Source organism: Pseudonocardia sp. T1-2H, assembly GCF_038039215.1.
In the GTDB taxonomy this organism is placed as follows: Bacteria; Actinomycetota; Actinomycetes; order Mycobacteriales; family Pseudonocardiaceae; genus Pseudonocardia.
In genome coordinates this window covers 3,896,014-3,922,302 of the sequence record NZ_JBBPCL010000001.1, presented here as the reverse complement: position 1 = coordinate 3,922,302, position 26,289 = coordinate 3,896,014, and the positions used below count along the sequence as shown (strand labels likewise).

The following is a 26,289-nucleotide window of genomic DNA, read 5'->3' as shown; positions in this document are numbered from 1 at the left end:
ACTGCCCATGTGTCGTCCTCTCAGCGCAGGTACTGGCAGGTCGAGCGCGGCACGAAGCGGCCGTGCCCGGCCGACCCGAGGTACTCACCGCCGGAGACGATCACCCGGCCGCGGGAGAGCACCGTCTCCGCCTTCCCGGTGGTCACCTTGCCCTCGTACGGCGAGTAGTCGACGGCCATGTGGTGGGTCCCGGCCGAGAGGGTCTGCCGCGCCGTGGGGTCGTAGATCACGACGTCCGCGTCCGAGCCGGGCGCGATCGTGCCCTTCTTCGGATACATCCCGAACATCCGCGCGGGTGTCGCGCAGGCCAGCTCGATCCACCGACGCCGGCCGATGTGCCCGTCGACGACTGCCTGGTGCAGCAGGTCCATCCGGGTCTCGACACCCGGCAACCCGTTGGGGATCTTGGAGAAGTCCCCGAGGCCCAGGTCCTTCTGCCCCTTGAAGCAGAACGGGCAGTGGTCCGTGGAGACCACGGAGAGGTCGTCGTTGCGGAGCCCCCGCCACAGCGCGGCCTGGTGTTCGGCCGGCCGCAACGGCGTCGAGCAGACGTACTTGGCGCCCTCGAACCCCGGCCGGGCCAGGTCGTCCGTGGACAGGAACAGGTACTGCGGGCAGGTCTCGGCGAACGCGTTGACGCCCAGCTCGCGGGCGTTCGCGATCTCCGCGAGGGCCTCTGACGCCGACAGGTGCACGACGTAGAGCGGCGCGCCGGCCACCCGCGCGAGCTGGATCGCCCGGTGCGTGGCCTCGGCCTCGAGCAACGCGTGCCGGACGTCGCCGTGGTAGCGGGGGTCGGTCTGGCCGCGGGCGAGCGCCTGCTCGACGAGCACGTCGATCGCGATCCCGTTCTCCGCGTGGATCATCATCAGGCCGCCGATGTCCCCGGCCTTCTGCATCGCCCGCAGGATGCGGCCGTCGTCGCTGTAGAAGACGCCGGGGTAGGCCATGAACAGCTTGAAGCTGGTGATCCCCTCGTCGACCAGGGACTCCATCTCCTTGAGCGACGACTCGGTGACGTCGGAGAGGATCATGTGGAAGCCGTAGTCGATCGCACAGTTGCCGTCGGCCTTGGCGTGCCAGGCGTCGAGGCCCTCGCGCAGCGACCTGCCGACGGTCTGGATCGGGAAGTCGATGATCGTCGTCGTGCCGCCCCAGGCCGCGGCCCGGGTGCCCGTCTCGAACGTGTCCGAGGCGTAGGTGCCGCCGAACGGCATCTCCATGTGCGTGTGCGCGTCGACGCCGCCGGGGATGACGTACCTCCCGGTCGCGTCCAGGACCGTGTCGGCGCTGAAGGACTCCGCGAGCGACGAGCCGGGGGCGGTCAACGCGACGACCTGCTCGCCGTCGATCAGCACGTCCGCGAGGAGCTCGTCGGCGGCGGTGATCACGGTGCCGCCGCGGATCACGGTGCGACTCACGAGGCCTCCTCCAGGGCGGCGGTGAGGATGTCGAGGCCCTCGATCGCCTCCGTCGCGGTGAGCGAGAGCGGCGGTGCGATGCGCAGGACGTTGCCCTTCAGTCCGCCCTTGCCGACGAGCAGCCCGCGCTCCTTGCACCCCTGCAGGACGGCCGTCGCGAGCTGCGGCGAGGGCGTCCCCGGGGTGCCGGAACCCGGTTCGACGAGCTCGACGCCGATCATCAGCCCCTTGCCCCGGACGTCCCCGACGATCGGGGAGCGCAGCGCGCGCAGGCCGTCGAACAGGATCGACCCGACCTTCGCCGCGTTGGCCTGCAGGTCGTGTTCGCGCAGGTGGCGGAGGTTGGCCAGGGCGCCGGCGGCGGTGAGCGGGCTGCCGCCGAAGGTCGAGATCGAGTTGGCGGAGAGGCCGTCCATGATCGCGGCCGGGGCGATCACGCCGCCCACCGACAGCCCGTTCCCGACGCCCTTGGCGAAGGTCACGATGTCCGGAGTGCTTCCGTGGGCCTGCCACCCCCAGAAGTGCTCGCCGGTGCGGCCCCACCCGGTCTGGACCTCGTCGGAGATCCACAGGATGTTCCGCTCCCGCAGCACCTCCGCGAACGCCCCCAGCAGGCCGTCCGGGCCCGAGGTGAACCCGCCGACGCCCTGGATCGGCTCGGCGATCAGCGCGGCGACGTCCCCACCGGCCTGGTCCAGGGTCTCCTTCAGGTCCGCGACACAGGCGGCGATGAACTCCCCGTCGGACAGCCCGGCGAAGGGGGAGCGGTACTGCTGGCCGCCGTGCACGTAGTAGGTCTGGAACGGCGTCAGCGAGGTCGGCGACCACGCGCTGTTCCCGGTGATCGCGATCGTCGAGAAGGAGCGGCCGTGGTAGCTGTTGCGCAGCGCCAGGATCTGGTTGGAGCGGTTCCGAGACGCCGCCAGCAGGAGCGCGGTGTCGTTGGCCTCGGTGCCGCTCGTCGTCAGGAACACCTTGGCGTCCGGGATGCCGGAGACCGCCGCGATCTGCTCGCACAGCTCCACCATCGGCCGGTTCAGGTACAGCGTCGACGTGTGGATGATCTTGCCGGCCTGCTCGGCGACGGCCTTGGTGACGGCCGGCAACGCGTGCTCGGTCATCGTGGTGAGGATGCCGCCGAAGAAGTCCAGGTAGCGGTTCCCGTCGGCGTCCCAGACATGGCGGCCCTCGCCGCGGTCGATCTCGATCGGCTCGTCGTAGTAGATCGCGAGCCACTTCGGGAGGACCGCACGCGTGCGGTCGTACAGCTCGGTGCTCACGACGCCTCCGCGGGAAGTGGTACGTCGGACGCTCACGGCTCCACCAGCTTTCCGTACGCGTCGGGGCGGCGGTCCCGGTAGAAGGCCCACTGCTGACGCACCTCGTCGATCAGGTCCAGGTCCAGGTCCCGGACCAGCAGCTCCTCGTCCGTGCCGGAGGCGACCTCGCCGACGAACTGCCCGCGCGGGTCCACGAAGTAGCTGGTGCCGTAGAAGTCGTTGTCCCCGTACTCCTCGACGCCCACCCGGTTGATCGCGGCGACGAAGTACTCGTTCGCGACGGCCGCGGCGGGCTGCTCCAGCTTCCACAGGTGCGCCGAGAGCCCGCGGCTGGTGGCCGACGGGTTGAAGACGATCTCGGCCCCGGCCAGGCCCAGCGCGCGCCAGCCCTCGGGGAAGTGCCGGTCGTAGCAGATGTAGACGCCGACCTTGCCGACCGCGGTCTCGAAGACCGGCCAGCCGAGGTTGCCGGGCTTGAAGTAGTACTTCTCCCAGAAGCCCTTGACCTGCGGGATGTGGTGCTTGCGGTACTTGCCCAGCACCGTGCCGTCGGCGTCGATCACGACCGCGGTGTTGTAGTAGTTGCCCGCGCTCTCGATCTCGAAGACGGGGACGACGAGCACCATCCCGGTCTCCTTCGCCAGCGCCTGCATGCGCACCGTCGTCGGGCCGTCCGGGACGGGTTCCGACCAGCGGTAGTGCTCCGCCTCCTGCACCTGGCAGAAGTACGGCGCGTTGAAGACCTCCTGGAAGCCCATGACCTTCGCGCCCTGCTCCGCGGCGGCGCGGGCGTAGGACTCGTGGACCTCGATCATCGACGCGGTGTCGCCGGTCCACTTGGTCTGCACGATCGCGGCCCGGACCGTCCTCTCGGGCCCTGCACTGTCGGACACGCCGGCTCCCCTCGTCCACGAAGCCCTGAACCCTGGCGCTCCGGGCGGGGGGAGCGCAAGACCCGACATGAAGCCGTCACCTCCGGGCCCGTTCCGTGATCGACACGATGTGATCGAACCGCCCGATCGACGGTGCAGTGGGAACCCGTTCGTAACCCCAGCGTCATCCGCGGCTCGGAGTATTCGCCTTCTCGTCCGGGTGAACGCCCGGCACACGACGGAGGGACGTCGATGGGGAGCAGAGCGCGCACGGTGCTCACGACCGCCGCCGCCTTCGTCCTTCTGGTCGCCGCGTGGGAGCTCGCCAAGCTGGTGCTGCCGGCCGCGGGCGTGACCTTCGGCGGGGTCCGGCTGCTGCCGCGCACCGACGACGCCGCGATGCCGCACGTCTGGACGGCGGGCGGCCACGGCAGCCGCAACGCCCGCACGTCGAGGCCGGCGGCGAGCACCACCACCTGCCGGGCCGCCCGGACGCCGTCGAGCAGGGCGTCGTCGAACACCCGGGAGCGGACGGCCATGTAGTCGGTCATCGGCAGCCAGAGCTCCACATCGTCACCGACGTCGGCCGCCCCGGCGGGGAAGCCCACCGAGGGATCCACCGACCGGGCGGCCCGCACGAACTCGCCGGCCCACCGGTCGCGCACGAGGGCGTCCGGCCGGCCGGCCTCCACGGCCCGGGCGGCGGCGACCGCGAGGGCCGTCAGTCCGATTCCGTTCGTGATGTCCCACTGGTCGTGCACGCGTGACCTCCCGAGGTCGTGAGCATTGCTGACGATCTCGACCATGGCAGGCGGCCCGGTTCGGGACAGGGACGGCTGGCCTTCCGGCCCGGAACGGGTGTAGAGATCGACGGGTGTTGACCCGAGGTGCGGTGCTGCGTGAGGTCCCCGGTCGGTTCGAGGTCGTCGAGCTGGAGGTGGACGATCCGCGGCAGGGCGAGCTACGGGTGCGGATGGTCGCGTCCGGGCTCTGTCACTCCGACGACCACCACGCCACCGGGGACATGAAGGTCGGGATCCTGCCGTTCGCCGGCGGGCACGAGGGCGCCGGGATCGTCGAGGCCGTCGGGCCGAACACCCCGGGCTTCGCCGAGGGCGACCACGTCGTCTTCTCGTTCCTGCCCTCGTGCGGGCGGTGCCGGTGGTGCGCGACGGGCCACCAGAACCTGTGCGACATGGGGGCGTCGCTGGCCACGAACGCCCGCTGGGAGGACCCGACGAGCTTCCGGCTCACCCTCGACGGCGCGCCGGTCGGCCAGATGTGCGGCCTCTCCACGTTCTGCGAGTACACGACGGTCTCGACGGCGTCGGCGGTGAAGGTCGACCCGTCGATCCCGCTCGAGGTCGCGTGCCTGACCGGATGCGGCGTGGGGACGGGCTGGGGTGCGGCGGTGAACTCCGCGGAGGTCCGGCCCGGGCAGGTCGTGATCGTGATGGGCGTCGGCGGGATCGGGATCAACGCGGTGCAGGGCGCCGCGCACGCCGGGGCGTCGGCCGTCATCGCCGTCGACCCCGTCGAGTTCAAGCGGACCTCGGCGCTGGGCCTGGGGGCGACGCACGCCGTCCCCGACATCGCGGAGGCGGCGGAGCTGGCCCGGTCGGTGACGAACGGTCAGGGTGCGGACGCCGTGATCGTCACGATCGGCGTCGTGACCGGGAAGCACGTCGGGCAGGGGCTCAGGGCGGTCCGCAAGGCGGGGACCTGCGTCGTCGTCGGGCTGGGGGAGGCGCGGACCCGCGAGGGCGACATCCCGCTGACCGAGCTGGTGCTGTTCCAGAAGCGGCTGCAGGGCTCGCTGTTCGGCGCGAGTGCCCCCACCGCGGACATCCCGGCCCAGCTCGAGCTCTACCGGCGGGGCGCGCTCAAGCTCGACGAGCTGATCACCACCCGCTACACCCTCGACGAGGTCGCGAAGGGCTTCGACGACATGCACGCGGGCCGCAACCTGCGCGGCGTGATCGTCTTCTGACCTGGCGATCTTAACGAGTGTTCTGCAGACCACACATCTGGACGGTCAACTCTGACTGTTTCCCTGCTAGCGTCACCGGCAGGCGACGGAGCCGCGTGCGCGGAGGCCGTCGGAGTGGGCCGGACCGATCCAGGCCAGAGGCAGAGGAGCCAGGGCGTGCGAGACGCAGTCATCGTTGAAGCGGTACGAACCCCCGTCGGCAAGCGGAACGGCGGTCTGTCCGGGATCCACCCGGTGGACCTGTCCGCCCACGTGCTCCAGGCCCTCGCCGAGCGCAGCGGCGTGGACCCGGCCGTGATCGACGACGTGATCTGGGGCTGCGTGTCCCAGGTCGGTGAGCAGACCTTCGACATCGCCCGGAACGTGGCACTGGCCGCGGGCTGGCCCGAGACCGTCACCGGCGTGACCGTCGACCGGCAGTGCGGGTCGTCGCAGCAGTCCGTGCACTTCGCGGCGGCCGGCCTGATCTCCGGGCAGTACGACGTCGCCGTCGCCGGCGGCGTCGAGTCGATGAGCCGGGTCCCGATGGGCTCCGCGGTCGCCGACAAGAACCCGTTCGGCGAGCGCTTCATGGCCCGCTACGACGGCAAGTTCCCGAACCAGGGCGTCGGCGCCGAGATGATCGCCGAGCAGTGGGGCTTCACCCGCACCCAGCTCGACGAGTTCTCGATCGGCAGCCACGAGAAGGCCGCCGCCGCGCAGGACGAGGGCCGCTTCGAGGGCCAGATCGCGCCCGTCACCCTGCCGGACGGCACCGTCGTCAGCCAGGACGAGGGCGTCCGCCGCGGCGGCACCGTCGAGGGCCTGAGCAAGCTGAAGACCGTGTTCAAGCCCGAGGGCGGCACGATCACCGCGGGCAACTCGTCGCAGATCAGCGACGGTTCCGCCGCGCTGCTGATGACCACCTCGGAGAAGGCCGCCGAGCTGGGCCTGACCCCGATCGTCCGCGTGCACACCGCGGTCCTGGCCGGTGCGGACCCGGTGATCATGCTGACCGCCCCGATCCCCGCCACCCAGAAGGCGCTGGCCAAGTCGGGCCTGCGGGTGGACGAGATCGGCGCCTACGAGGTCAACGAGGCGTTCGCCCCGGTGCCGCTCGCGTGGCTCTCCGACATCGGCGCGGACGCCAAGTCGCTCAACCCCAACGGGGGAGCGATCGCGCTCGGCCACCCGCTCGGCGGTTCCGGTGCCAGGATCATGACGACCCTGATCCACCACATGCGAGACAACGGCATCCGCTACGGCCTGCAGACGATGTGCGAGGGCGGCGGCCAGGCCAACGCCACCATCCTCGAACTGCTCTGACCCCCTGTGCGCGTGAAACCTCGTTCTAGCGAGGTTTCACGCGCACAACCCCCTGTGACCTGGAGGTTCGTTCCCCCGATGGACATCAACGGTTCGGTCGCGCTGGTCACCGGCGGGGCCTCGGGCCTCGGCCTGGCCACCACCGAGAAGCTGCTCGACGCCGGCGCGAGCGTCGTCATCCTCGACCTCAAGAACTCCGAGGCAGTGGACAAGCTGGGCGACCGGGTCCGGTTCGTCGCCGGCGACGTGACCAGCGAGGACTCCGTCAAGGAGGCCCTGGACGTCGCGGCGGAGCTGGGCACGCTGCGCGTCGCGGTCAACTGCGCCGGCACCGGCAACGCGATCAAGACGATCGGCAGGAAGGGTCCGTTCCCGCTCGCCGACTTCAACCGCATCATCCAGATCAACCTGGTCGGCACGTTCAACGTCATCCGGCTCGCCGCGGAGCGCATCGCGCAGGCGGACCCGATCGACGGCGAGCGCGGCGTCATCGTCAACACCGCGTCGGTCGCGGCGTTCGACGGGCAGATCGGGCAGGCGGCCTACTCGGCGTCGAAGGGCGGCGTCGTGGGCATGACGCTGCCGATCGCGCGGGACCTGGCCGACGCCATGATCCGCGTCTGCACCATCGCGCCGGGCCTGTTCGACACCCCGCTGCTGGCGGGCCTGCCGGAGGAGGCCAAGGCGTCGCTGGGCGCGCAGGTTCCGCACCCGGCCCGCCTGGGAAGCCCGTCGGAGTACGGCGCGCTGGCCGCGCACATCGTGGCCAACCCGATGCTCAACGGTGAGGTCATCCGGCTCGACGGCGCCATCCGCATGGCGCCCCGCTAGCGGCCGCACCCACCCTCCGCCCGACGACCCGGAAGGACTCCCATGAAGCGCAGCCTGTACGAGAGCGACCACGACGCGTTCCGGGAGTCCTTCCGGAAGTTCGTCGAGCAGGAGATCGTGCCGCACGACGACCGGTGGGCGGAGGACGGCATCGTCCCGCGCGAGCTGTTCGCGACCGCCGGGAAGTCCGGCTTCCTCGGTATCGACGTGCCGGAGGAGTACGGCGGCGGCGGGGTCAGGGACTTCCGGTTCAACGCCGTGATCACCGAGGAGCTCATGCGCTCCGGGGCGGCGGCGGCCGGGCTGGGTCTGACCCTGCACAACGACATCTGCATGCCCTACTTCCTCGCGTACTGCACCGAGGAGCAGAAGCGGCGCTGGTTGCCCGGCATCGTCTCCGGTGAGCTGATCACCGCGATCGCGATGACCGAGCCGGGCATCGGCTCCGACCTCGCCTCGATGTCGACGACGGCCCGCCGCGAGGGCGACCACTACGTCGTCAACGGCGCCAAGACGTTCATCACCAACGGGATCAACTCCGACCTTGTGATCACCGCGGTGAAGACCGACCCTTCGCAGAAGCACAAGGGCATCTCGCTGCTGGTGATCGAGCGCGGGATGGAGGGCTTCGAGCGGGGCCGCAACCTCGACAAGCTCGGCCAGCACGCCCAGGACACCGCGGAGCTGTCGTTCACCGACGTCCGGGTCCCGGTCGCGAACCTGCTCGGCGAGGAGGGGAAGGGCTTCACGCAGCTCGTCACCAACCTGCCGCAGGAACGCCTCTCCATCGCCGTCGCCGGGGTCTCCGCGTCCCGCGCCGCGCTCGGCTGGACGCTGGACTACGTCAAGGAGCGCAAGGCCTTCGGCTCGCCGATCGGCTCGTTCCAGAACTCGAGGTTCGTCCTCGCCGAGCTCGACACCGAGATCGACATCGCCGAGCACTACGTGGACGACTGCATCCGTGCGCTGAACGCCGGCGAACTCACCGCCGTCGACGCCAGCAAGGCGAAGTACTGGTGCACCGAGCTGCAGGGCCGGGTCGTCGACAAGTGCCTGCAGCTGCACGGCGGCTACGGCTACATGAACGAGTACCCGATCGCGAAGGCGTACGCCGACGCCCGGATCACCCGCATCTACGGCGGCACCACCGAGATCATGAAGGAGGTCATCGGCCGTGGTCTCGGCCTGTGATCACCGCATGAGGTCAGGGAGCCCATGACTTCGGGAACCGAGCCCAGGACCCGGGCGCAGCGCACCTCCGACAGCCGCACCCGGATCCTGGACGCCGCCGTGAGCGCCCTCGTCGAGGGCGGCTACTCCGGCGCGACCACGCTCACCATCCAGGCCCGGGCCGGGGTCTCGCGCGGTCGGCTGCTGCACCACTTCCCGTCGAGGGACCTGCTGCTCGTCGCGGCGGCGCAGCACCTGGCCGTCAAACGCGTGCAGGACACCGAGGATCGGCTCGCCCTGCTGCTCGACGGCCACCCGCCCACCGACGTGTGGCAGCGCGCGGACCGGGTGATCGAGTCGTTGTGGGAGAGCTTCACCGAGCCGCACTTCTGGGCGGCTATCGAGCTCTGGACCGCGGCCCGTGCCAACCCGGAGATCGCGGACGCGCTGCGGCCCGAGGAACGCACCCTCGGCGCGGCGATCCGCGCCTCGATGACCCGGATGTTCGGCGACGAGCTCGCCTCCCGCCCCGGGTTCACCCGCCTGCGGGACCTGTTGTTCACGAGCATGCGCGGCACCGCCATGACCTACACGTTCGACCCCCGGGACCCCGCGACGGACCCGATGGTCGCGCAGTGGCAGGGGCTCGCCCGCACCCTGCTCGACGGGCCCGCCGCCGCCCGCTGATCCGGCCCTGCTCGTCCACGCCGTCCGCAGCGGGCCGGTCATCCTGCCATCGTGGCGCTCCTGTCACCAGGAGTGATCCCGCTTTCCACCGTTCGGCCGCGTCTCGCGCGGCACCCGGCCGCCCGCAGCCGCGTGAAGATCACCCTCCCGGTGGCGTAGTCCATCCTCACCATTGGTTAGCCTGCCCTGAGTCGAGCTGCCATGACCCGTACCCCGTCGGGGGTGCCGAGAGGATGACGATGAGCGAGCCGCACACCGAGCGCACGTCCGGGAACGCCCCCGGGATCGAAGAGGTGGACGTCGTGGGCATCGGGTTCGGGCCGTCGAACCTCGCGCTGGCCGTCGCGATCGAGGAGCACAACGCCTCCGTCGGGGAGGGCGCGCGGCTCACGTACCGCTTCGTCGAGCGGCAGGAGCGCTTCGGCTGGCACCGCGGCATGCTGCTCGAGGACGCCACCATGCAGATCTCCTTCCTCAAGGACCTGGCCACGCTGCGCAACCCCACGAGCCGGTTCAGCTTCCTGTCCTACCTGCACGCCCGCGACCGGCTGGTCGACTTCATCAACTACGGCAGCGTGTTCCCCACCCGCCTGGAGTTCCACGACTACCTCGAGTGGGCCGCGGGCAGCTTCACCGAGCGGGTGCACTACGGCGCCGAGGTCACCGAGGTGGTACCGGTCCGCGTGGCCGCCGGGGAGCCGGTCGGCCTGGTCGAGGTCGTCGCGAGCCGCGCGGACGGCGCGCCGGTCCGGGTCCGTGCCCGCAACGTCGTCCTCGCGACCGGCCTGACCCCGAACGTGCCGCGCGAGGCGGTCCTGGGCCGGCGCGTCTGGCACAACCGGGACCTGCTGACCCGCATCCCCGAGCTCGCCGGGACCACCCCGAGGCGGTTCGCGGTGGTCGGCGCGGGGCAGAGCGCGGCCGAGACGGTCGACTACCTGCACCGCACGTTCCCGGACGCCGAGGTCTGCGCGGTGTTCGCCCGCTACGGCTACAGCCCGGCGGACGACAGCGCGTTCGCGAACCGGATCTTCGACCCGTCCGCCGTCGACGACTTCTACGACGCCCCCGCGGACGTCAAGCAGAGGATCATGGGTTACCACGGCAACACGAACTACTCCGTGGTCGACCCGGAGCTGATCGAGGAGCTGTACCGCCGGCACTACCACGAGCGGGTCGCGGGCCGGGAGCGCCTGCAGTTCCACAACGTGTCCCGGGTGGCGGACGTGGTCGACATGGGGGACCGCGTCGAACTTGCCGTCGAGTCCCTGATCGACGGCTCCCGCGAGGTGCTGGCGGCGGACGTCGTCGTGTACGCGACGGGCTACCGCTCCAGCGACCCCCTCTGGTTGCTCGACCCGGCGCTGGCCGGCGCGTGCGCCCGGGACGAGGCCGGCCGGCTGCGGGTGCTGCGGGACTACCGGATCGCCACCCGCGGCCCCGCCCCGCTCGCCGCCGGGATCTACGTCCAGGGCGCCACCGAGCACACCCACGGCATCACCTCGACGCTGCTGTCCACGGTCGCCGCCCGCTCGGGGGAGATCGTCGACTCCCTGACCGGCGCGCTCGTGCCGGACGCCGGGCCCGCCGAGCCGATCCACGGCGAGGCGCCGGCGGACCCGGTGGCCACCACCGCCCGCTGAGCCCGCCCCCACCCCCTGCAGGCACGACCCCGGGAGACCCCTGTGTCCACGAACCCCTTCGACGACGAGAACGGCACGTTCCACGCGCTGGTCAACGACGAGGGCCAGTACTCGCTCTGGCCCACGTTCGTCGACGTGCCGGCGGGCTGGACCGTCGCGCACGGCCCGGCGAGCCGGGCGGAGTGCCTCGAGCACGTCGAGGCGAACTGGACGGACCTCCGTCCCCGCAGCCTGGTCGAGCGTTCGAGCCGCTAGCCCACCCGGCCCATCCTCTTCGATCGAGAACCGCGGGCCCGGCGGCCGCGCGGTGGGAGAACTGTGACCCAGAGCGAGATGTCCCGCCCCCTGTCGGCCGGTCCCGTCGACGACCTGCGCACCTGGCCCGAGCTGTTCGCCGAGCAGGTCCGGCGCGCCCCGGACGCGGTGGCCGTGGTGCTGGAGGAGGAGCGGCTCACCTACGCCGAGCTCGACGCCCGCTCGGCCCGGCTCGCCCACGTCCTCCGCGAGCGGGGTGCGGGCCCGGAGACCGTGGTCGCGCTGGCGCTGCCGCGGTCGGTGGACATGGTCGTCGGACAGGTCGCGGTGCTCCGGGCGGGCGCGGCGTACCTGCCGCTGGACCCGGACTACCCCGCGCAGCGCCTGGCCTTCATGCTCGAGGACGCGACCCCCGCCGTCGTCGTCACGGTGTGCGGAGTCCTCGGCGAGCAGGCCGTGCCGGCCCTGCTGCTCGACGACCCGGCGACCGCCGCGGAGATCGCCGCGGCGCCGGGCACGCTGCCGCCTGCGGACCTGGACGTCCGCTCGGCCGCGTACCTGATCTACACCTCGGGGTCGACGGGCCGGCCCAAGGGCGTGGTGCTGACCCACAGCGGCGTCACCGGCCTGGTGGCCACCCAGACCGAGCGGCTGGGCGTCGGGCCGGAGAGCCGGATCCTGCAGTTCGCCTCGCCGAGCTTCGACGTCGCCTTCTGGGATCTCTGCCAGGCGCTGCTGTCCGGCGGGCGGCTCGTCGTCGTGCCCGCGCAGCGGCGGGTGCCGGGACCCGAGCTGGCGGAGTACGCGCACGCCCAGGGCGTCACGCACATGATCCTGCCGCCCGCGCTGCTCGCCGCGATGCCACCGGACCTCACGCTGCCGCCGGCGACCCTGCTCGCCGGGACCGAACGGGTGTCGCCGGAGCTGGTGGCGCGGTGGGGGCGGGGCAGGCGGATGTTCAACGCCTACGGGCCCACCGAGGCCACCGTGAACTCCACGCTCGGCGAGAGCCACCCGGACCGGCTGCACGGCACGTCGGTCCCGATCGGCGTGCCGGACCCGCTGACCTCGGCGCACGTCCTCGACGAGCGGCTGCAGCCCGCCACCGAGGGCGAGCTCTACCTCGGGGGGCCGGGGCTGGCCCGGGGCTACCTGGGACGTCCGGGCCTGACGGCGGAGCGCTTCGTGGCGGACCCGTCCGGTGCGCCCGGCGAGCGGCTCTACCGGACCGGGGACCTCGTCCGGCGTCTCGCGGACGGGAGCCTGGACTTCCTCGGCCGGGTCGACGACCAGGTGAAGATCCGCGGGTACCGGATCGAGCCGGGGGAGATCGAGTCCGTGCTCGCCACGCATCCGGGCGTCGCGCAGGCGACGGTGCAGGTCCGGGAGATCGCGCCGGGGGACCGGCGGCTGGCCGCGTACGTGGTGCCGGAGCTGGGGTCGAGCACGCCGGAGCAGGTGGCGGCGTGGAAGGAGCTGCACGAGCTGCTCTACGGCGCCACCTCCGCCGACGACGAGGCCGGGAAGTTCGAGAACGGGGCCTTCGAGGACGGCTTCGCGGGCTGGAACTCCACCTACGACGGCGCCCCGATCCCGCGCGAGGACATGCGGGCCTGGCGGGACGCCACGGTCTCCCGGATCCGCGAGCTCGGCCCGGACCGGCTGCTGGAGATCGGGGTGGGGAGCGGGCTGCTGCTCACCGAGCTCGCCCCGGGCTGCTCGCTCTACCGCGGGTTCGACCTGTCCGAGGAGGCCGTCGCGGCGCTGCGTCGGCGGGTCGCTGCGGACCCCCGGCTCGACGGCCGGGTGGTCCTCGACGCCCGCGCGGCGCACGAGTTGGCCGGCCTCGCGGACGAGGGCCCCTTCGACACGATCGTGATCAACTCCGTGGCCCAGTACTTCCCGGGTCCGGAGTACCTGCTCGACGTGCTGCGCCAGGCCGCGCGGCTGCTCGCGCCCGGGGGCGCGATCCTCGTCGGCGACGTCCGGCACGCCGGCCTGCTCCGCACGTTCCGGGCCGGGGTGGAGACCGCCCGCGCCGGAACGTCCGATCCGCAGGCGGTGCGGGGGGCCGTCGACGCGTCGGCCGCGTGGGAGGGCGAACTGCTCTGCGAGCCGGACTTCTTCGCGGCCGCCGCGGCGGCGATCCCCGAGCTGGGGTCGGTGGACCTGCGGCTCAAGCGGGCCACGGCGCACGACGAGCTGAGCCGGTACCGCTACGACGTGGTCCTGCGAGCCGGGGAACGGGCGCCGGGAATCGAGGCCGCGCAGCTCACCTGGCCCGCCGGCTGGACCTCCCACGACCTGGCCGAGCACCTGCGTCGCGATCGCCCGGCCGCGCTGCGCCTACGTGCGATCCCCAACGCCCGGCTCGCCGACGACCTCGCGGCGCTCGCCGCGATCGACGGCGGCCCGGCGCCGCAGGAGCGCGGGATCGACCCGGAGGCGGTGGCGCGGGTCGCGGACGAGGCGGGCTACCGCAGCGCCGCGGCCTGGACGGCCGGCGGGACGGCCGGGGAGTTCGACCTGCTCCTCACCCGGGACGGCGTGGACGCCGGGCCCGTCCACCTGCCGTCGGTGACCGCGCGCCCCGAGGACCTTACGAACCGGCCGGCCCCGTTCCGCGATGTCGCCGCGCTCGTCGGCTCCGTGCGCGAGCACCTGCGGGAGCGGTTGCCGGAGTACATGGTCCCCGCCGCCGTCGTCCCGCTGCCGGCGCTCCCGCTGATGCCCAACGGCAAGATCGACCGCAACGCCCTGCCCGTCCCGGACCTCGCGGCGCAGGTCGGCGGGCGGCCGCCGCGCACCCCGCGCGAGGAGCTGCTGTGCACGCTGTTCGCCGAGGTCCTGGAGGTGCCGGGGATCGGCGTCGACGACGACTTCTTCGCGCTCGGCGGGGACAGCATCGTCTCGATCCGGCTCGTCGTCCGGGCGCGCGCGGCGGGGCTGGTCGTCACACCGCGGCAGCTGTTCACGCACCGGACCGCGGCCGAGCTGGCTCCGGTGGTGACCCTGCGCGAGACGGCGGTGAAGGTCCCGGACGGCCCGCTGGCCGAGCTGGACGCCACCGCGCGGGAGGCCCTCGCCGCGATCGGGGAGATCGCGGACGTCTGGCCGGTGTCGCCGCTGCAGGAGGGCTTCTTCTTCCACTCCGCCCTCGGTGAAGGCGCGGCGGACGTCTACACCCTCCAGGAGGTCCTGGACCTGCGCGGGCCGGTCGACCAGGCCGCGTTGCGGGCCGCGGCGCAGGCGGCGCTGGACCGGCACCCGCAGCTGCGGGCCGGGTTCGTGCAGCGGGCCGACGGTGCTGTGGTGCAGGCCGTAGCGGCGCACGTCGAGCTGCCGTGGACCGTGCTGGACGTGACCGAGCCCCAGGTCGACGCCGCGGTCGCCGCACAGCGCGCCGAGCCGTTCGACCTCGCCCGGCCGCCGCTGCTGCGGGTGGCGCTGCTGCGGCTCGGCCCCGACCGGGCCCGGCTGATCCTCACCTTCCAGCACATCGTCCTCGACGGCTGGTCCGTCGCGCTCCTCGTGGACGAGATCCTCGGCGGCACCCCGGCCGGCGGCGACCCCCTGGGGCGGCACCGCGCCTGGTTCGCCGCGCTCGCCCGCCGGGACGAGGCGGCCGCGCAGGAGGCGTGGCGCGCCGCGCTCGCCGGGCTGGACGAGCCGACCCGGCTCGCCGACGCCTTCGCGGCGCCGTCCGCGATCGCCGAACCGGGGTTCCGGCCGCACGAGCAGGTCCGGTTCACCCTCGACGAGCGCACCACCTCGGCGCTGCTCGCGCGCGCCCGGGAGCACGGGCTGACCCTCGGGACTCTGCTGCACGGGGCGTGGGGCCTGCTGCTCGGCCGGCTGACCGGCAGCCCGGACGTCGTGTTCGGCAGCACCGTCTCCGGCCGCGACGCGGCGGTCGCCGGCCTGGAGGACGCGGTCGGTCTGTTCATCGCGACCCTGCCCACGCGGATGCGGTGGGCGCCGCAGGAGTCCCTGGCCACGGTCCTGCGCCGCACCCAGGACACCCGGACGGCGCTGCTCGACCACCAGCAGGTCCGGCTCGGTGACGTCCAGCGCGCCGCCGGGCTGCCGGAGCTGTTCGACTCGCTGCTGGTCGTGGAGAACTACCGGCGTCCGTCCGGTGTGCGGATCGACGTCGTCGACGCCGTGCACTATCCGATCGCGCTGATCGCCTCGACCGGGCGGGAGCTGGAGTTCACGCTCAAGCACGACGCCGCGCGGGTGTCCGCCGAGGCGGCGGAGATCGTCGTCGCGCAGCTGCGGCGCACGCTGACGGCACTCGCCGACGACCTCGCGGCGCCGGTCGCGTCGATCCCGCTGCGGGACGGGCCGGAGCCGGCCGGGGACACGGATCACCCGGTACCGGTCACGACCTTGACCGCGCGGATCGCCGCCCAGGTCGCCCGCACCCCGGGGGCCACCGCGGTCGTGGCCGACGGGTGCACCCTCACCTACGCCGAGCTCGACGGCCGCGCCGGGGCCCTGGCCCGCCGGCTGCGGGAGCGCGGAGCCGGCCCCGGGTCCGTCGTCGGGGTGGCGGTGCCGCGCTCCGCGGAGCTGATGGTCGCCCTGCTCGGCGTGCTCCGCTCCGGGGCCGCGTACCTGCCGCTGGACCTGGACTATCCCGCCGAGCGGCTCGCGTTCATGATCGCCGACGCCGGGGTGGACACGGTGGTCACCACCGCGGAGGCCGCCGGACGGGTGCCCGCCGGTCCGGCGGCGCTGCTGGTCACGGACGAGACCGGGACCGTGGACGAGCCCGCCGTGCACCCCGACGACGCCGCGTACCTGATCTACACCTCGGGTTCCACGGGGCGGCCGAAGGGCGTGGTGGTGAGCCACCGCGCGATCGTCAACCGGCTCGCGTGGATGCAGGCGGAGTACGGCCTGGCCGCCGACGACCGGGTGCTGCAGAAGACCCCGGCGAGCTTCGACGTCTCGGTGTGGGAGTTCTTCTGGGCACTGTGCCAGGGCGCCGCCGTGGTGCTCGCGAAGCCGGACGGGCACCGGGACCCGGAGTACCTGGCCGGGCTCGTGCGCGCCGAGCGGGTCACGACGCTGCACTTCGTCCCGGCGATGCTGGAGGGGTTCCTCGCCTCCGACGCCGTGACCGCGGACCCGTCCTGGGCGGCGCCCCTGCGGCGGGTGTTCGCGTCCGGGGAGGCGCTGCCCGGATCCGCGGCCGCGCGATGGACGGCGCTGACCGGCGTCCCGCTCCACAACCTCTACGGGCCGACCGAGGCCGCCGTCGACGTCACGTACCACCCGTACTCGGTGGCGGAAGGCTCTTCGGTCCCCATCGGACGTCCGGTGTGGAACACCCGGCTGCACGTGCTCGACGGCTGCCTGCAGCCGGTCCCGGACGGGGTCTCGGGGGAGCTGTACCTGGCGGGCGTGCAGCTCGCGCGGGGCTACCACGCCCGGCCCGGCCTGACGGCGGACCGCTTCGTCGCGAATCCCTTCGGCGCGCCGGGCGAGCGGATGTACCGCACCGGCGACGTGGTGCGGCGGTCCCGCACCGGGGAGCTGGAGTACCTGGGCCGCAGCGACCACCAGGTCAAGATCCGCGGCAACCGGGTGGAGCTCGGCGAGATCGAGGCCGCGCTGACCGCGCTGCCGGAGGTCGCGCGGGCGGCGGTGGCGGCGCGGCGGGAGGGGGCGGGGCACACGCTCGTCGCGTACGTGGTGCCGGCGCCCCGTGATCACGACCCGCGGGGCGTCCCGGCCACGGGCGGCCGGGATGTACCGCGGTCGGCGATCACCGGCCCCGCGCTTCTCGCGGCCCTGGCCGAGCGGCTGCCCGCGGCGATGGTCCCCTCCGCGGTGGTGCTGCTCGACGAGCTCCCGCTGAGCCCGAGCGGCAAGCTCGACCGCAAGGGCCTCCCGGCACCCTCGGTGACGGGCGGCGTTGGCCGGCGCGAGCCCGCGAGCGACGCGGAGCGGCTGTTCTGTGCGGTGTTCGCCGAGGTCCTGGGCCGGGAGTCCGTGCACCCCGACGACGACTTCTTCGCCCTCGGCGGGGACAGCATCTCGTCGATCTCGGTGTCCTCGCGCGCCCGGCGGGCGGGGCTGGACGTCGGGCCGCGGGAGGTCTTCGCCGCCCGCACCCCGGCCGGCCTGGCGGCGCTGGCCGGCAGCACCGGACCGGAGGGGATCACCCCGCTCCCGGCCGCCGACCCGGCCGTCCTGGCGCAGGTGAACCGGATCAGCCCGGCACCCGTCGCCGAGGTCTGGCCGCTGTCGCCGCTACAGGAGGGGCTGTACTTCCACGCGACGCTCGACGGCGTCGAGGCGGACGTCTACACGATCCAGGAGTCGATCGACCTCGACCACCGGCTCGACCTCGACCGGCTCCGCGCCGCGTGCGCCGCCGTCATGGCGGGGACGGACGCGATCCGCGCCGGGTTCACCGGGGAGGGCCTCGACGGGCCGGTGCAGTTCGTCCCCGGCGCGCTCGCCCCGCCGGTGACCGAGATCGACCTCGCGGGCCTGCCCGCGGACGAGCAGTCCCGGCGGCTGGCCGAGGTCATGGCCGCGGACCGCGCCACCCACTTCGCCCTGGACCGCCCGCCGCTGTTCCGGCTGCTGCTGATCCGGCTCGGCGGGGACGGGGTGGGTGAGCGGGACCGGCTGGTGATCGGCCGGCACCTGCTGCTGTGGGACGGCTGGTCCGCGTGGCTGTTCGTCGAGCGGTTGTTCGCGGCGTACGCCGAGGAGCCGCTCGCACCGGCCGGTTCCTACCGGGACCACCTGGCGTGGCTCGCGTCGCGGGACGGGTCCGAGAGCGCGGAGGCCTGGCGGACCGCGCTGGCCGGGCTCGACGAACCCACGCTGATCGGTGACGGCCGGACCGGAGTGGCCCGCGAGGGAGAGGTCGAGCTGCCCGCGGACACCACCGCGCGGCTGCGCGAGCTGGCCCGCGAGCTGGGCGTCACGGTGAACACCGTGCTCAGCACCGTCTGGGGCCTCGTGCTCGGGGCCGCGACCGGGCGCACGGACGTCGTGTTCGGCACGTCCGTCGCCGGGCGCCCGACCGCGGTCCCGGACGTCGAGTCCGCGATCGGGCTGTTCCTGAACACCGTGCCCGCCCGGATGACCTTCCGCCCCGACGAGCCGGTGCGGGCCCTGCTGTGCCGGGTCCAGGACGAGCGGATGGCCCTGGAACCGCACGAGGCCACCGGCCTCGGCGAGGTCCAGCGGCTCTCCGGGCACCGGACCCTGTTCGACACCCTGTTCGTCTACCGGCCCGAGGGCGGCGAGGAGCGGGTCGCGGAGCTGGGCGCGCGACACGGGATCACCGCGATGGCCAACCTGGACGCGACGCACTACCCGTTGAACCTGATCGTGACGCCGGGCGCGCGGATGCGGCTGACCCTGGTCCACACCCTCGGCGACGCAGGTGAGTGCCACCTGCCGCGGCTGGTCGCGCTGCTCGAGCAGGTCCTGGCGGCACCGGACGCGCCCGTGGCGGCGCTCGACGCGCTGCTGCCCGCGGAGCGCGAGGCGATCCTCGCGACCCGGGACGGCCGGGCCGTCGACGTCGGGACGGACACGATCGCGGACCTGCTCGGTGAGCGGGCGGCCCTGGTGCCGGACGAGACCGCCCTGGTCTCGGGCGCTGAGCGGCTGACCTACGCCGAGCTGGACGCCGCGGTGAACCGCACCGCGCGGCTGCTGCTCTCCCGGGGGGCCGGGCCGGAACGCGTCGTCGCGCTGGCCGTTCCCCGGTCCGTCCAGACCGTCGTCGCGTTGTTCGCGGTGCTGCGTACGGGCGCGGCCTACCTGCCGCTGGAGCTCGACCACCCGGCCGAGCGGCTGGTGTCCACGATCGCGGACGCGGAACCGGTCTGCCTGCTCACGGTCGAACGGGTGGCCGGCCCGCTGGCTGCGGCGGGCGTGCCCGTCGTCCTGCTCGACGAGCCGGCGACCGCCGCCGAGCGCGCCGCCCTCGATGCCGGGCCGCTGACGGACGCCGAGCTCGGCGATTTCGCCCGCACGAACCCGGACCGGCTCGACCTGCCCGCCTACGTGATCTACACGTCCGGCTCGACCGGGAGGCCCAAGGGCGTCGTCACGCCGTACCGCGGGCTGACGAACATGCAGCTCAACCACCGTGCGGAGATCTTCGAGCCGGTCGTCGCGGGCGTGGGCGGGCGGCGGCTGCGGATCGCGCACACCGTGTCGTTCGCCTTCGACATGTCCTGGGAGGAGCTGCTCTGGCTCGTCGAGGGGCACGAGGTGCACGTGTGCGACGAGGAGCTGCGCCGCGACGCGACCGCGCTCGTCGTGTACTGCGCGGAGCACGAGGTCGACGTCGTCAACGTGACCCCGACCTACGCGGCCGCCCTGTTCGAGACGGGCCTGCTCGCCGGGCACACACCACCGCTGGTGCTGCTCGGCGGCGAGGCCGTGTCCGACGACGTGTGGACGACGCTGCGGGAGACCCCCGGGACGCTCGGCTACAACCTCTACGGCCCCACCGAGTACACGATCAACACGCTCGGCGCGGGCACCGGCGACAGCCCGACGCCGGCGGTCGGCCGGCCGATCACCAACACCCGCGCGCACGTCCTCGACCCGTGGCTGCGGCCGGTGCCGGACGGCGTCCCGGGGGAGCTGTACATCGCCGGTGACGGCCTCGCCCGCGGCTACCTCGGCAGGTACGCGCTGACCGCGGAGCGGTTCGTGGCCGACCCGGCCGTGCCGGGGGGCCGGATGTACCGCACCGGCGACCTGGTGCGCCGCCGCCCGGGCGGCATCCTGGACTTCCTCGGCCGCACGGACGACCAGGTGAAGATCCGCGGCCACCGGGTGGAGCCGGGCGAGGTCGCCGCGGCGCTCACCGCGCATCCCGCGGTCGCGCGGGCGACGGTCGTCGCGGACCGGTCCGGGCCCGGGGGTCTCGCGCGGCTCGTCGGGTACGTGGTGCCTTCATCGAGTACGCACGATCTCGCGGAGGTCCGGGCGGCCCTGCGGGACCGGCTGCCGGACCACATGGTCCCCGCCGTCCTCGTCCCGGTCCCGGAGCTGCCGCTCACCGTCAACGGCAAGCTCGACGTCGGCGCGCTGCCCCGTCCGGAGCCCGCCACCGCCGGCGCCGGGCGGCCGCCCCGCACCCGCGCCGAGGAACAGCTGTGCGGGCTGTTCGCGCAGGTCCTGGGCCTGGACGCGGTCGGGCCCGAGGACGACTTCTTCGATCTCGGCGGGCACTCGCTGGTCGCCACCCGGCTGCTCAGCCGGGCCCGGACGGCCCTCGGCGCGGACCTCACGCTCCGGGACCTCTTCGAGGCCCCGACCCCCGCGGAGCTCGCCGTGCGGGCGGCCGAGCGCGAGGCGGTGACCGGGCCCGAGCTGGGCTCGCTCGAACGCCCGGCACTGCTGCCCCTGTCCGCGGCGCAGCAGCGGCTCTGGCTGGTCCAGCAGCTCGGCGGCGCCGGTGGCGGTGCGGCGTACCACTTCCCGATCGTGCTGCGGCTGCGCGGGGACGTGGACCGGGCCGCGCTGGACGCCGCGCTGCAGGACGTCGCGGGGCGGCACGAGGCGTTGCGGACCGTCTTCCAGGTCGTCGACGGGACCCCGTACCAGGAGGTCCGCGGCGATCTCCGGGTGCCGTTCACGCAGGGGGACGACGTGGCGGCGGAGCTCGCGCGGCCGTTCGACCTGACGGCCGAGCTTCCCGATCCGGGCCGCGCTGATCCAGGACGGCGCCGAGCACGTCCTCGTCCTGCTGCTGCACCACATCACGACCGACGAGTGGTCCGATCGCCCGTTCCTGGACGATCTCGCCGCCGCCTACGCCGCCCGCCGCGAGGGCCGGGCGGCGGAATGGGCGCCACTGCCGGTGCAGTACGCGGACTACGCGCTCTGGCACGCCGCGCTGCTCGGCGACCCGGCCGACCCGGCGAGCCTCGCCGCCCGGCAGCTCGACTTCTGGGCCCGCACGCTCGACGGCGCCCCAGAGGAGCTGACGCTTCCGACGGACCGGCCGCGGCCCGCCCGGCTGACCTTCGCCGGTGGGGTCGTCGACGTCCCGCTCGCGCCGGAGACCCTCGCCGGGCTCCGCCGGATCGCCGACGACATCGGGGCCAGCCTGCTGCTCGTGCTGCACGCGGCCGTCGCGGCGCTGCTGCACCGGCTCGGCGCCGGGGACGACGTCCCGCTCGGCACCCCGGTCACCGGCCGCACGGACGAGCGGCTCGACGACCTCGTCGGGTTCTTCGTCAACACCGTCGTCCTGCGCGCGGACGTCTCCGGCGTCCCGGACTTCACGACACTCGTCGCACGCGTCCGGGACGCCGGGCTGACCGCGTTCTCCCACGCCGACGTGCCGTTCGAGGCGGTCGTCGAGCGGCTCAACCCGCCGCGGGCGCTGTCCCGGAACCCGCTGTTCCAGGTGATGGTCGCCCACCACGCCCGCAGCGGGGACCTGCTCGCGCTGCCGGGGATCGAGGCGGTCGAGGAATCCGTCGAGGAGACGACGGCGAAGTTCGACCTCGTGTTCGGGTTCGCCGAGCGGGACGGCGCCGCGACGCTGCACCTCGAGTACTCGGCGGAGCTCTTCGAGCGGGACACCGTCGCGCGGCTGGGCGAGCGGTTCACCCGGCTCGCGGCGGCGGTCGCGGCGAACCCGCGGGTCGGGGTCGACGAGCTGGACGTCGCCGTAGCGGGGGAGCGCGCGCTCGTCCTCGGGCGGTTCGCCGGGCGCCGGGACGTGCGCGACGTCCCGGCCGAGACGTTGATCGACATGGTCGAGCGGCAGGTCCGGGATCGCCCGGACGCCCCGGCCGTCACGGACGGGCGCGGCACGCTCACCTACGCCGAGCTCGACGCCCGGGCCGAGGGCGCCGCTCGGCTGCTGGCCGAGCGGGGGATCGGGCCGGAGGACGTCGTCGGCGTCGCCATGCCGCGCTCGGCCGCGATGGTCGCGACCGTGCTGGGGCTGCTCAAGCTGGGCGCGGCCTGGCTCCCGCTGGACCTGAAGCACCCGCCGGAGCGGATCGGCTTCCTGCTCACGGACTCCCGGGCCCGGCTGCTGGTCGGCACCGCGGCGCAGCTGGCGCTGGTCGTCGACGGCCCGGAACGGCTCGTCGTGCCCGACGAGGGCGTCGGCCCCGCAGAGCCCCGGGAACGGGAGCGGCCGTGGGGCACGGACCTCGCCGCCTACGTCATCTACACGTCCGGCTCCACGGGGCGGCCGAAGGGCGTCGTCGTCCCGCACGACGGCATCGCCAGCCTCGCGGCCACCGCCGAGGACCGGATGGGTGTCACCCCCGACGCCACGGTGCTCCAGTTCGCCTCCGTCGGGTTCGACGTCGTGGTGTTCGAGCTGACGATGGCGCTCGGCCTCGGCGCGCGGCTGGTGATCTGCCCGGACGAGGCCCGGGTGGCCGGTCCGGCGCTCACCGGCTTCCTCGCCGAACACGGCGTGACCCACGGGATCCTGCCGCCGTCGCTGGTCGCGGCCCTGCCGCCGGACCAGCAGCTGCCGGCGGGCATGACGGTGCTGGTCGGGACCGAGACGGTGCCGCCGGACCTGATCGGCCGGTGGGCGGAGCGGCTGAACCTCCTCGCTGCCTACGGGCTCACCGAGGCGACCGTGAACTCCACGCTCTGGCAGGCCGAACCGGGCTGGGCGGCCGCGGTGCCGATCGGGGTCCCGGACCCCAACACCACCGCGTACGTCCTGGACGCGCGGCTGCGGCCGGTGCCGCCGGGTGTCGTCGGGGACCTCTACGTAGGTGGGCGCGGGCTGGCCCGCGGCTACCTCGGGCGGCCGGGGCTGACGGCGCAGCGGTTCGTCGCGGACCCGTTCGGGCGGCCCGGGACCCGGCTGTACCGGACAGGCGACCGGGCACGCTGGAGACGGGACGGGAACATCGACTTCCTCGGCCGCGACGACGACCAGGTCAAGGTCCGCGGCTTCCGCGTCGAGCTCGGCGAGGTCGCGTCCGCGTTGACCGCGCACGAGGGGATCCGGCAGGCCGTCGCCGTCGCCGACGGGTCCGGGGACATGACCCGGATCGTCGGCTACGTAGTGCCGGAGGACGGGGTGGTGCCGGAGGACGGCCCGGTCGATCCCGGGGAGGTCCGGGCCGAGGTCGCCCGGCGGCTGCCGGAGTACATGGTCCCGGCGATCGTCGTCGTGCTCGACGGGCCGGTGCCGCTCACCCCGAACGGCAAGCTGGACCGCCGCGCCCTGCCCGCCCCGGACTGGTCGGGGCTCACCGGGGACGGCGCCCCGCGCACGCCCGAGGAGGAACGGCTCGCCGCGGTGTTCGCCGAGGTCCTGGGCCTGCCCGAGGTCGGCGTGCACGACGACTTCTTCGCCCTCGGCGGACACTCGATGGCGGCGATGCGCCTGATCGGACGGGTGCGGACCCGGTTCGGGGCGGATCTGGGGGTGCGGGACGTGTTCGACGCGCCGACCGTCGCAGCGCTCGTCCGGGTGCTGGCGGAGCGGCCGTCGAGCCGGCCCGCGCTGGTCCCGTCCGGGCCGCCGGCGCAGGCCGAACCGCTCGCCCCGGCGCAGCGGTGGCGCTGGGAGCGGCACCGGATCGCGCCGCGGCCGGACCACGCGCTGGTCCTGCGGCCGGACGAGCCCTACGACGAGGCGGCGCTGGTCGCGGCGGTGGACGACGTCGTCGCCCGGCACGAGCCGCTGCGCACGGTGTTCTCCCCGGAGGGACGGCGCCACGTGCGGAGCTGCGGGCCCGGCCTCGCCCGCTCGGACCGCCCGCTCGCGGAGTTGGCCCGGGAGCCGTTTGACCTCACCACCGAGCCGCCGTTCCGGGCGATCCTCGCCGGCGGTGAGTTGCTCCTCGTCCTGCACTACCTGGGCGTCGACGAGTGGTCCGTCGTCCCGTTGCTACGGGACCTCGCGACCGCGTACGAGGCCCGGCGGGACGGACGGGCGCCGGACCGGGCGCCGCTGCCCGTCCGGTACTCGGACTACGCCCGCTGGGCCGGAGCCCTCGGGGGCGACCCCGCGGACCCGGAGAGCCGGCACGCCCGGGCGCTCGCATTCTGGCGGGAGGCCCTCGACGGCGTCCCGGCGCCCGACCCGGGCGGGGACGAGACCGCGGCGACGGTCGCGTTCGAGCTGGACGCCGAGCTCCGCGCGGGGGTCGACGCGCTCGCCCGTAGGACCCGGACCAGCATGTTCATGGTCCTGCAGGCGGCACTGGCCACGGTCCTCGCCCGGCGCGGCGCGGGCCCGGTGGTGCCCGTCGGGTCGTTCGCGGCGGGCCGGACCGAGGCCTCGCTGGTCGACGTCGTCGGCTGCGTGGCGAACGTGCTGGTGCTCCCGGTGCAGGTGGAGGGCGACGGGTTCGAGGCGCTCCTCGGCCGGGTCCGCACCGCGAACCTCGCCGCCCTGGACCACCAGGAGACCGGGTTCGCCGATGTCGCGGACGCGACCGGGCTGCGCCGGCCGCCGGTGCTGCTCGTGCACCACGAGCAGGCGGACCTCGGGGCCGAACGGTCCGTGCTCGGCGCGCTCGACGCCGTCGACGTGGGCGGGTCCACCGCGGACCTGACCGTCGGGTTCTTCGAGACCCCCGGCGGCGCCGCGGTGCCGGTGGAGCTCACCCACCGGCTCGCCGCGTACGACCGGGAGACGGCGGCGGCGCTGGCGCAGGAACTCGTCGCGCTGCTGCGGTCGGTCACGGGCTGACACGAAGGCCCCCTGCCGGACCGGCAGGGGGCCTTCGTCGGGGGAGCGGGTCAGCCGGCGAGGGCCGTCTGCAGCTGCGGGGCGACGAGGTCCGCGGCGTAGGGCAGGCTCAGCGGGCTGCTGTAGCCGAGCGCTCCGGCGAACGGGGTCGTGTAGTCGCCCAGGTAGAGCGTCTTGCCGTTCTTCACCACGTTCAGGCTCTGGAAGAGCTGGTTCCCGGCGAGCTGCTGCTGCGTCACGCCCATGACGATCAGGGCCTGCTGGTCCAGTGGCTGCAGGGTCTCCGCGGTCAGCGTCTCGGTGGTGTCCCCGAACTTCAGGCCGAGGCCCGAGAACAGCTGGGTCCGCAGGTCGTCGGTGCCGAGCTTGTACGGGACGCCCTCGACGTCGAAGTCCAGCGCCAGGCTCTTGCCGTCCAGCGCCGGGTGGGCGGCCTTGACCTGCGCCAGCTTCTTCTCGGTGTCCGACACGACCTGCTCGGCCTTACCGGTCAGCCCGAGCGCCTGCCCCGTGATCCGGGTCTGCTCCTGCCACGTGGCGGCCTTCGTGCCGTCACCGGGCGGGCCGACCGTCGGCGCGATCTTGGCCAGGGTGTCGTAGGTGGCCTGGTCCATGAACGAGTACACGCCGAGGATCAGGTCCGGCCGCAGCGCCGCGATCTTCTCGAACTGGAGCTCGTCGCCGCCGACGACCTCCGGCCGCGCGCCGCCCTTGGCGGCCTGCGCCCACGGCCGGTCCTGCCAGGCGAAGCCGCCGGAGAACTCGCGCTCGCCGAGCGGGACGACGCCGAGGGCCAGCGGGAAGTCGCCCTCGTTGTAGCCGACGGTCACGACGCGCTGCGGCTGCGCCGGGATCGTCGTCTCGCCGAACTGGTGCTTCAGCGTCACGGGGAACGCCGCCGCACCCGCGGTGGCCGGGGCCCCGGGCTGCGGAGCGGCCGTGGAGGCCTGCTCGCTGCTGCCGCACCCGGCGACGGCCACGAGGGCGAGCGCCCCCGCGGCGAGGGTTCGCAGGAACCCGGCCCGTCTCGGGCGGGCGGATGGGGAGCTCGGGCGAGCCATGCGCGGTCCTCCTGGACGTGGTTCAAGTACTCCGGTCGGATGACGATCACCGGGCGAACTTAGGTTCGCCTACCCGAACACTGC

Annotated in this window: 13 protein-coding genes and 2 pseudogenes; 10 read left to right on the top strand and 5 right to left on the bottom strand. The window is 73.7% G+C overall.

What is annotated here, in order from left to right:
- Positions 1-20: 20 nt before the first annotated feature.
- Genes hydA through WBK50_RS35205 form a run of 4 tightly spaced genes read right to left on the bottom strand, consistent with a single transcriptional unit; the run spans position 21 to position 4,379 of the window.
- Positions 21-1,421: a dihydropyrimidinase gene (gene hydA, locus WBK50_RS19280; RefSeq protein ID WP_341336950.1), complete on the bottom strand. Its 1,401-nt coding sequence runs from the start codon at positions 1,419-1,421 to the stop codon at positions 21-23.
- Positions 1,418-2,701, bottom strand: a complete 1,284-nt coding sequence (locus tag WBK50_RS19275; protein ID WP_341336949.1) for an aspartate aminotransferase family protein — start codon at positions 2,699-2,701, stop codon at positions 1,418-1,420. The genes hydA and WBK50_RS19275 overlap by 4 nt, the downstream gene beginning before the upstream one ends.
- Positions 2,702-2,733: 32 nt before the next feature.
- Positions 2,734-3,594 (bottom strand): nitrilase-related carbon-nitrogen hydrolase, encoded by an 861-nt coding sequence (locus tag WBK50_RS19270; RefSeq protein ID WP_341336948.1) that lies wholly within the window; start codon positions 3,592-3,594, stop codon positions 2,734-2,736.
- A complete protein-coding gene (locus WBK50_RS35205) occupies positions 3,513-4,379 on the bottom strand; it encodes a class I SAM-dependent methyltransferase (protein WP_445942282.1) in 867 nt (288 codons plus the stop codon). Before WBK50_RS35205 ends, WBK50_RS19270 begins: the two co-directional genes overlap by 82 nt.
- Before the next feature lie 68 nt (positions 4,380-4,447).
- On the opposite strand from WBK50_RS35205, the gene WBK50_RS19260 reads away from it, so the two are divergent.
- The 10 genes and pseudogenes from WBK50_RS19260 to WBK50_RS19215 all read left to right on the top strand — a co-directional run bounded on the left by WBK50_RS19260 (position 4,448) and on the right by WBK50_RS19215 (position 25,144).
- Entirely contained in the window at positions 4,448-5,563 is a 1,116-nt protein-coding gene (locus WBK50_RS19260; RefSeq protein WP_341336946.1) for an NDMA-dependent alcohol dehydrogenase, read from the top strand.
- Between the two features lie 156 nt (positions 5,564-5,719).
- The gene (locus tag WBK50_RS19255; protein WP_341336945.1) at positions 5,720-6,868 is read left to right on the top strand and encodes a thiolase family protein; all 1,149 of its coding nucleotides are present in this window, start codon (positions 5,720-5,722) and stop codon (positions 6,866-6,868) included.
- Between the two features lie 78 nt (positions 6,869-6,946).
- Positions 6,947-7,699: a 3-hydroxyacyl-CoA dehydrogenase gene (locus WBK50_RS19250; protein ID WP_341336944.1), complete on the top strand. Its 753-nt coding sequence runs from the start codon at positions 6,947-6,949 to the stop codon at positions 7,697-7,699.
- 42 nt (positions 7,700-7,741) lie between these two features.
- The gene (locus WBK50_RS19245) at positions 7,742-8,890 is read left to right on the top strand and encodes an acyl-CoA dehydrogenase family protein (protein WP_341336943.1); all 1,149 of its coding nucleotides are present in this window, start codon (positions 7,742-7,744) and stop codon (positions 8,888-8,890) included.
- Between the two features lie 24 nt (positions 8,891-8,914).
- Positions 8,915-9,556, top strand: coding sequence for a TetR/AcrR family transcriptional regulator (locus WBK50_RS19240; protein WP_341336942.1), 642 nt, complete (start codon positions 8,915-8,917; stop codon positions 9,554-9,556).
- Between the two features lie 239 nt (positions 9,557-9,795).
- Positions 9,796-11,199, top strand: coding sequence for a lysine N(6)-hydroxylase/L-ornithine N(5)-oxygenase family protein (locus WBK50_RS19235; protein WP_341336941.1), 1,404 nt, complete (start codon positions 9,796-9,798; stop codon positions 11,197-11,199).
- A 42-nt stretch (positions 11,200-11,241) separates the two neighbouring features.
- On the top strand, positions 11,242-11,454 hold the full coding sequence (locus WBK50_RS19230) for an MbtH family protein (RefSeq protein ID WP_297496654.1): 213 nt from the start codon (positions 11,242-11,244) through the stop codon (positions 11,452-11,454).
- A 78-nt stretch (positions 11,455-11,532) separates the two neighbouring features.
- A pseudogene (locus WBK50_RS19225) lies at positions 11,533-21,021 on the top strand (amino acid adenylation domain-containing protein); the annotation flags it as partial.
- Between the two features lie 130 nt (positions 21,022-21,151).
- A pseudogene (locus WBK50_RS35200) lies at positions 21,152-23,860 on the top strand (non-ribosomal peptide synthetase); the annotation flags it as partial.
- A gap of 240 nt (positions 23,861-24,100) precedes the next feature.
- Entirely contained in the window at positions 24,101-25,144 is a 1,044-nt protein-coding gene (locus tag WBK50_RS19215; protein WP_341336940.1) for a condensation domain-containing protein, read from the top strand.
- A 50-nt stretch (positions 25,145-25,194) separates the two neighbouring features.
- Here WBK50_RS19215 and WBK50_RS19210 read toward each other — a convergent pair whose 3' ends face one another.
- Positions 25,195-26,205: an ABC transporter substrate-binding protein gene (locus WBK50_RS19210; protein WP_341336939.1), complete on the bottom strand. Its 1,011-nt coding sequence runs from the start codon at positions 26,203-26,205 to the stop codon at positions 25,195-25,197.
- Positions 26,206-26,289 lie beyond the last annotated feature (84 nt).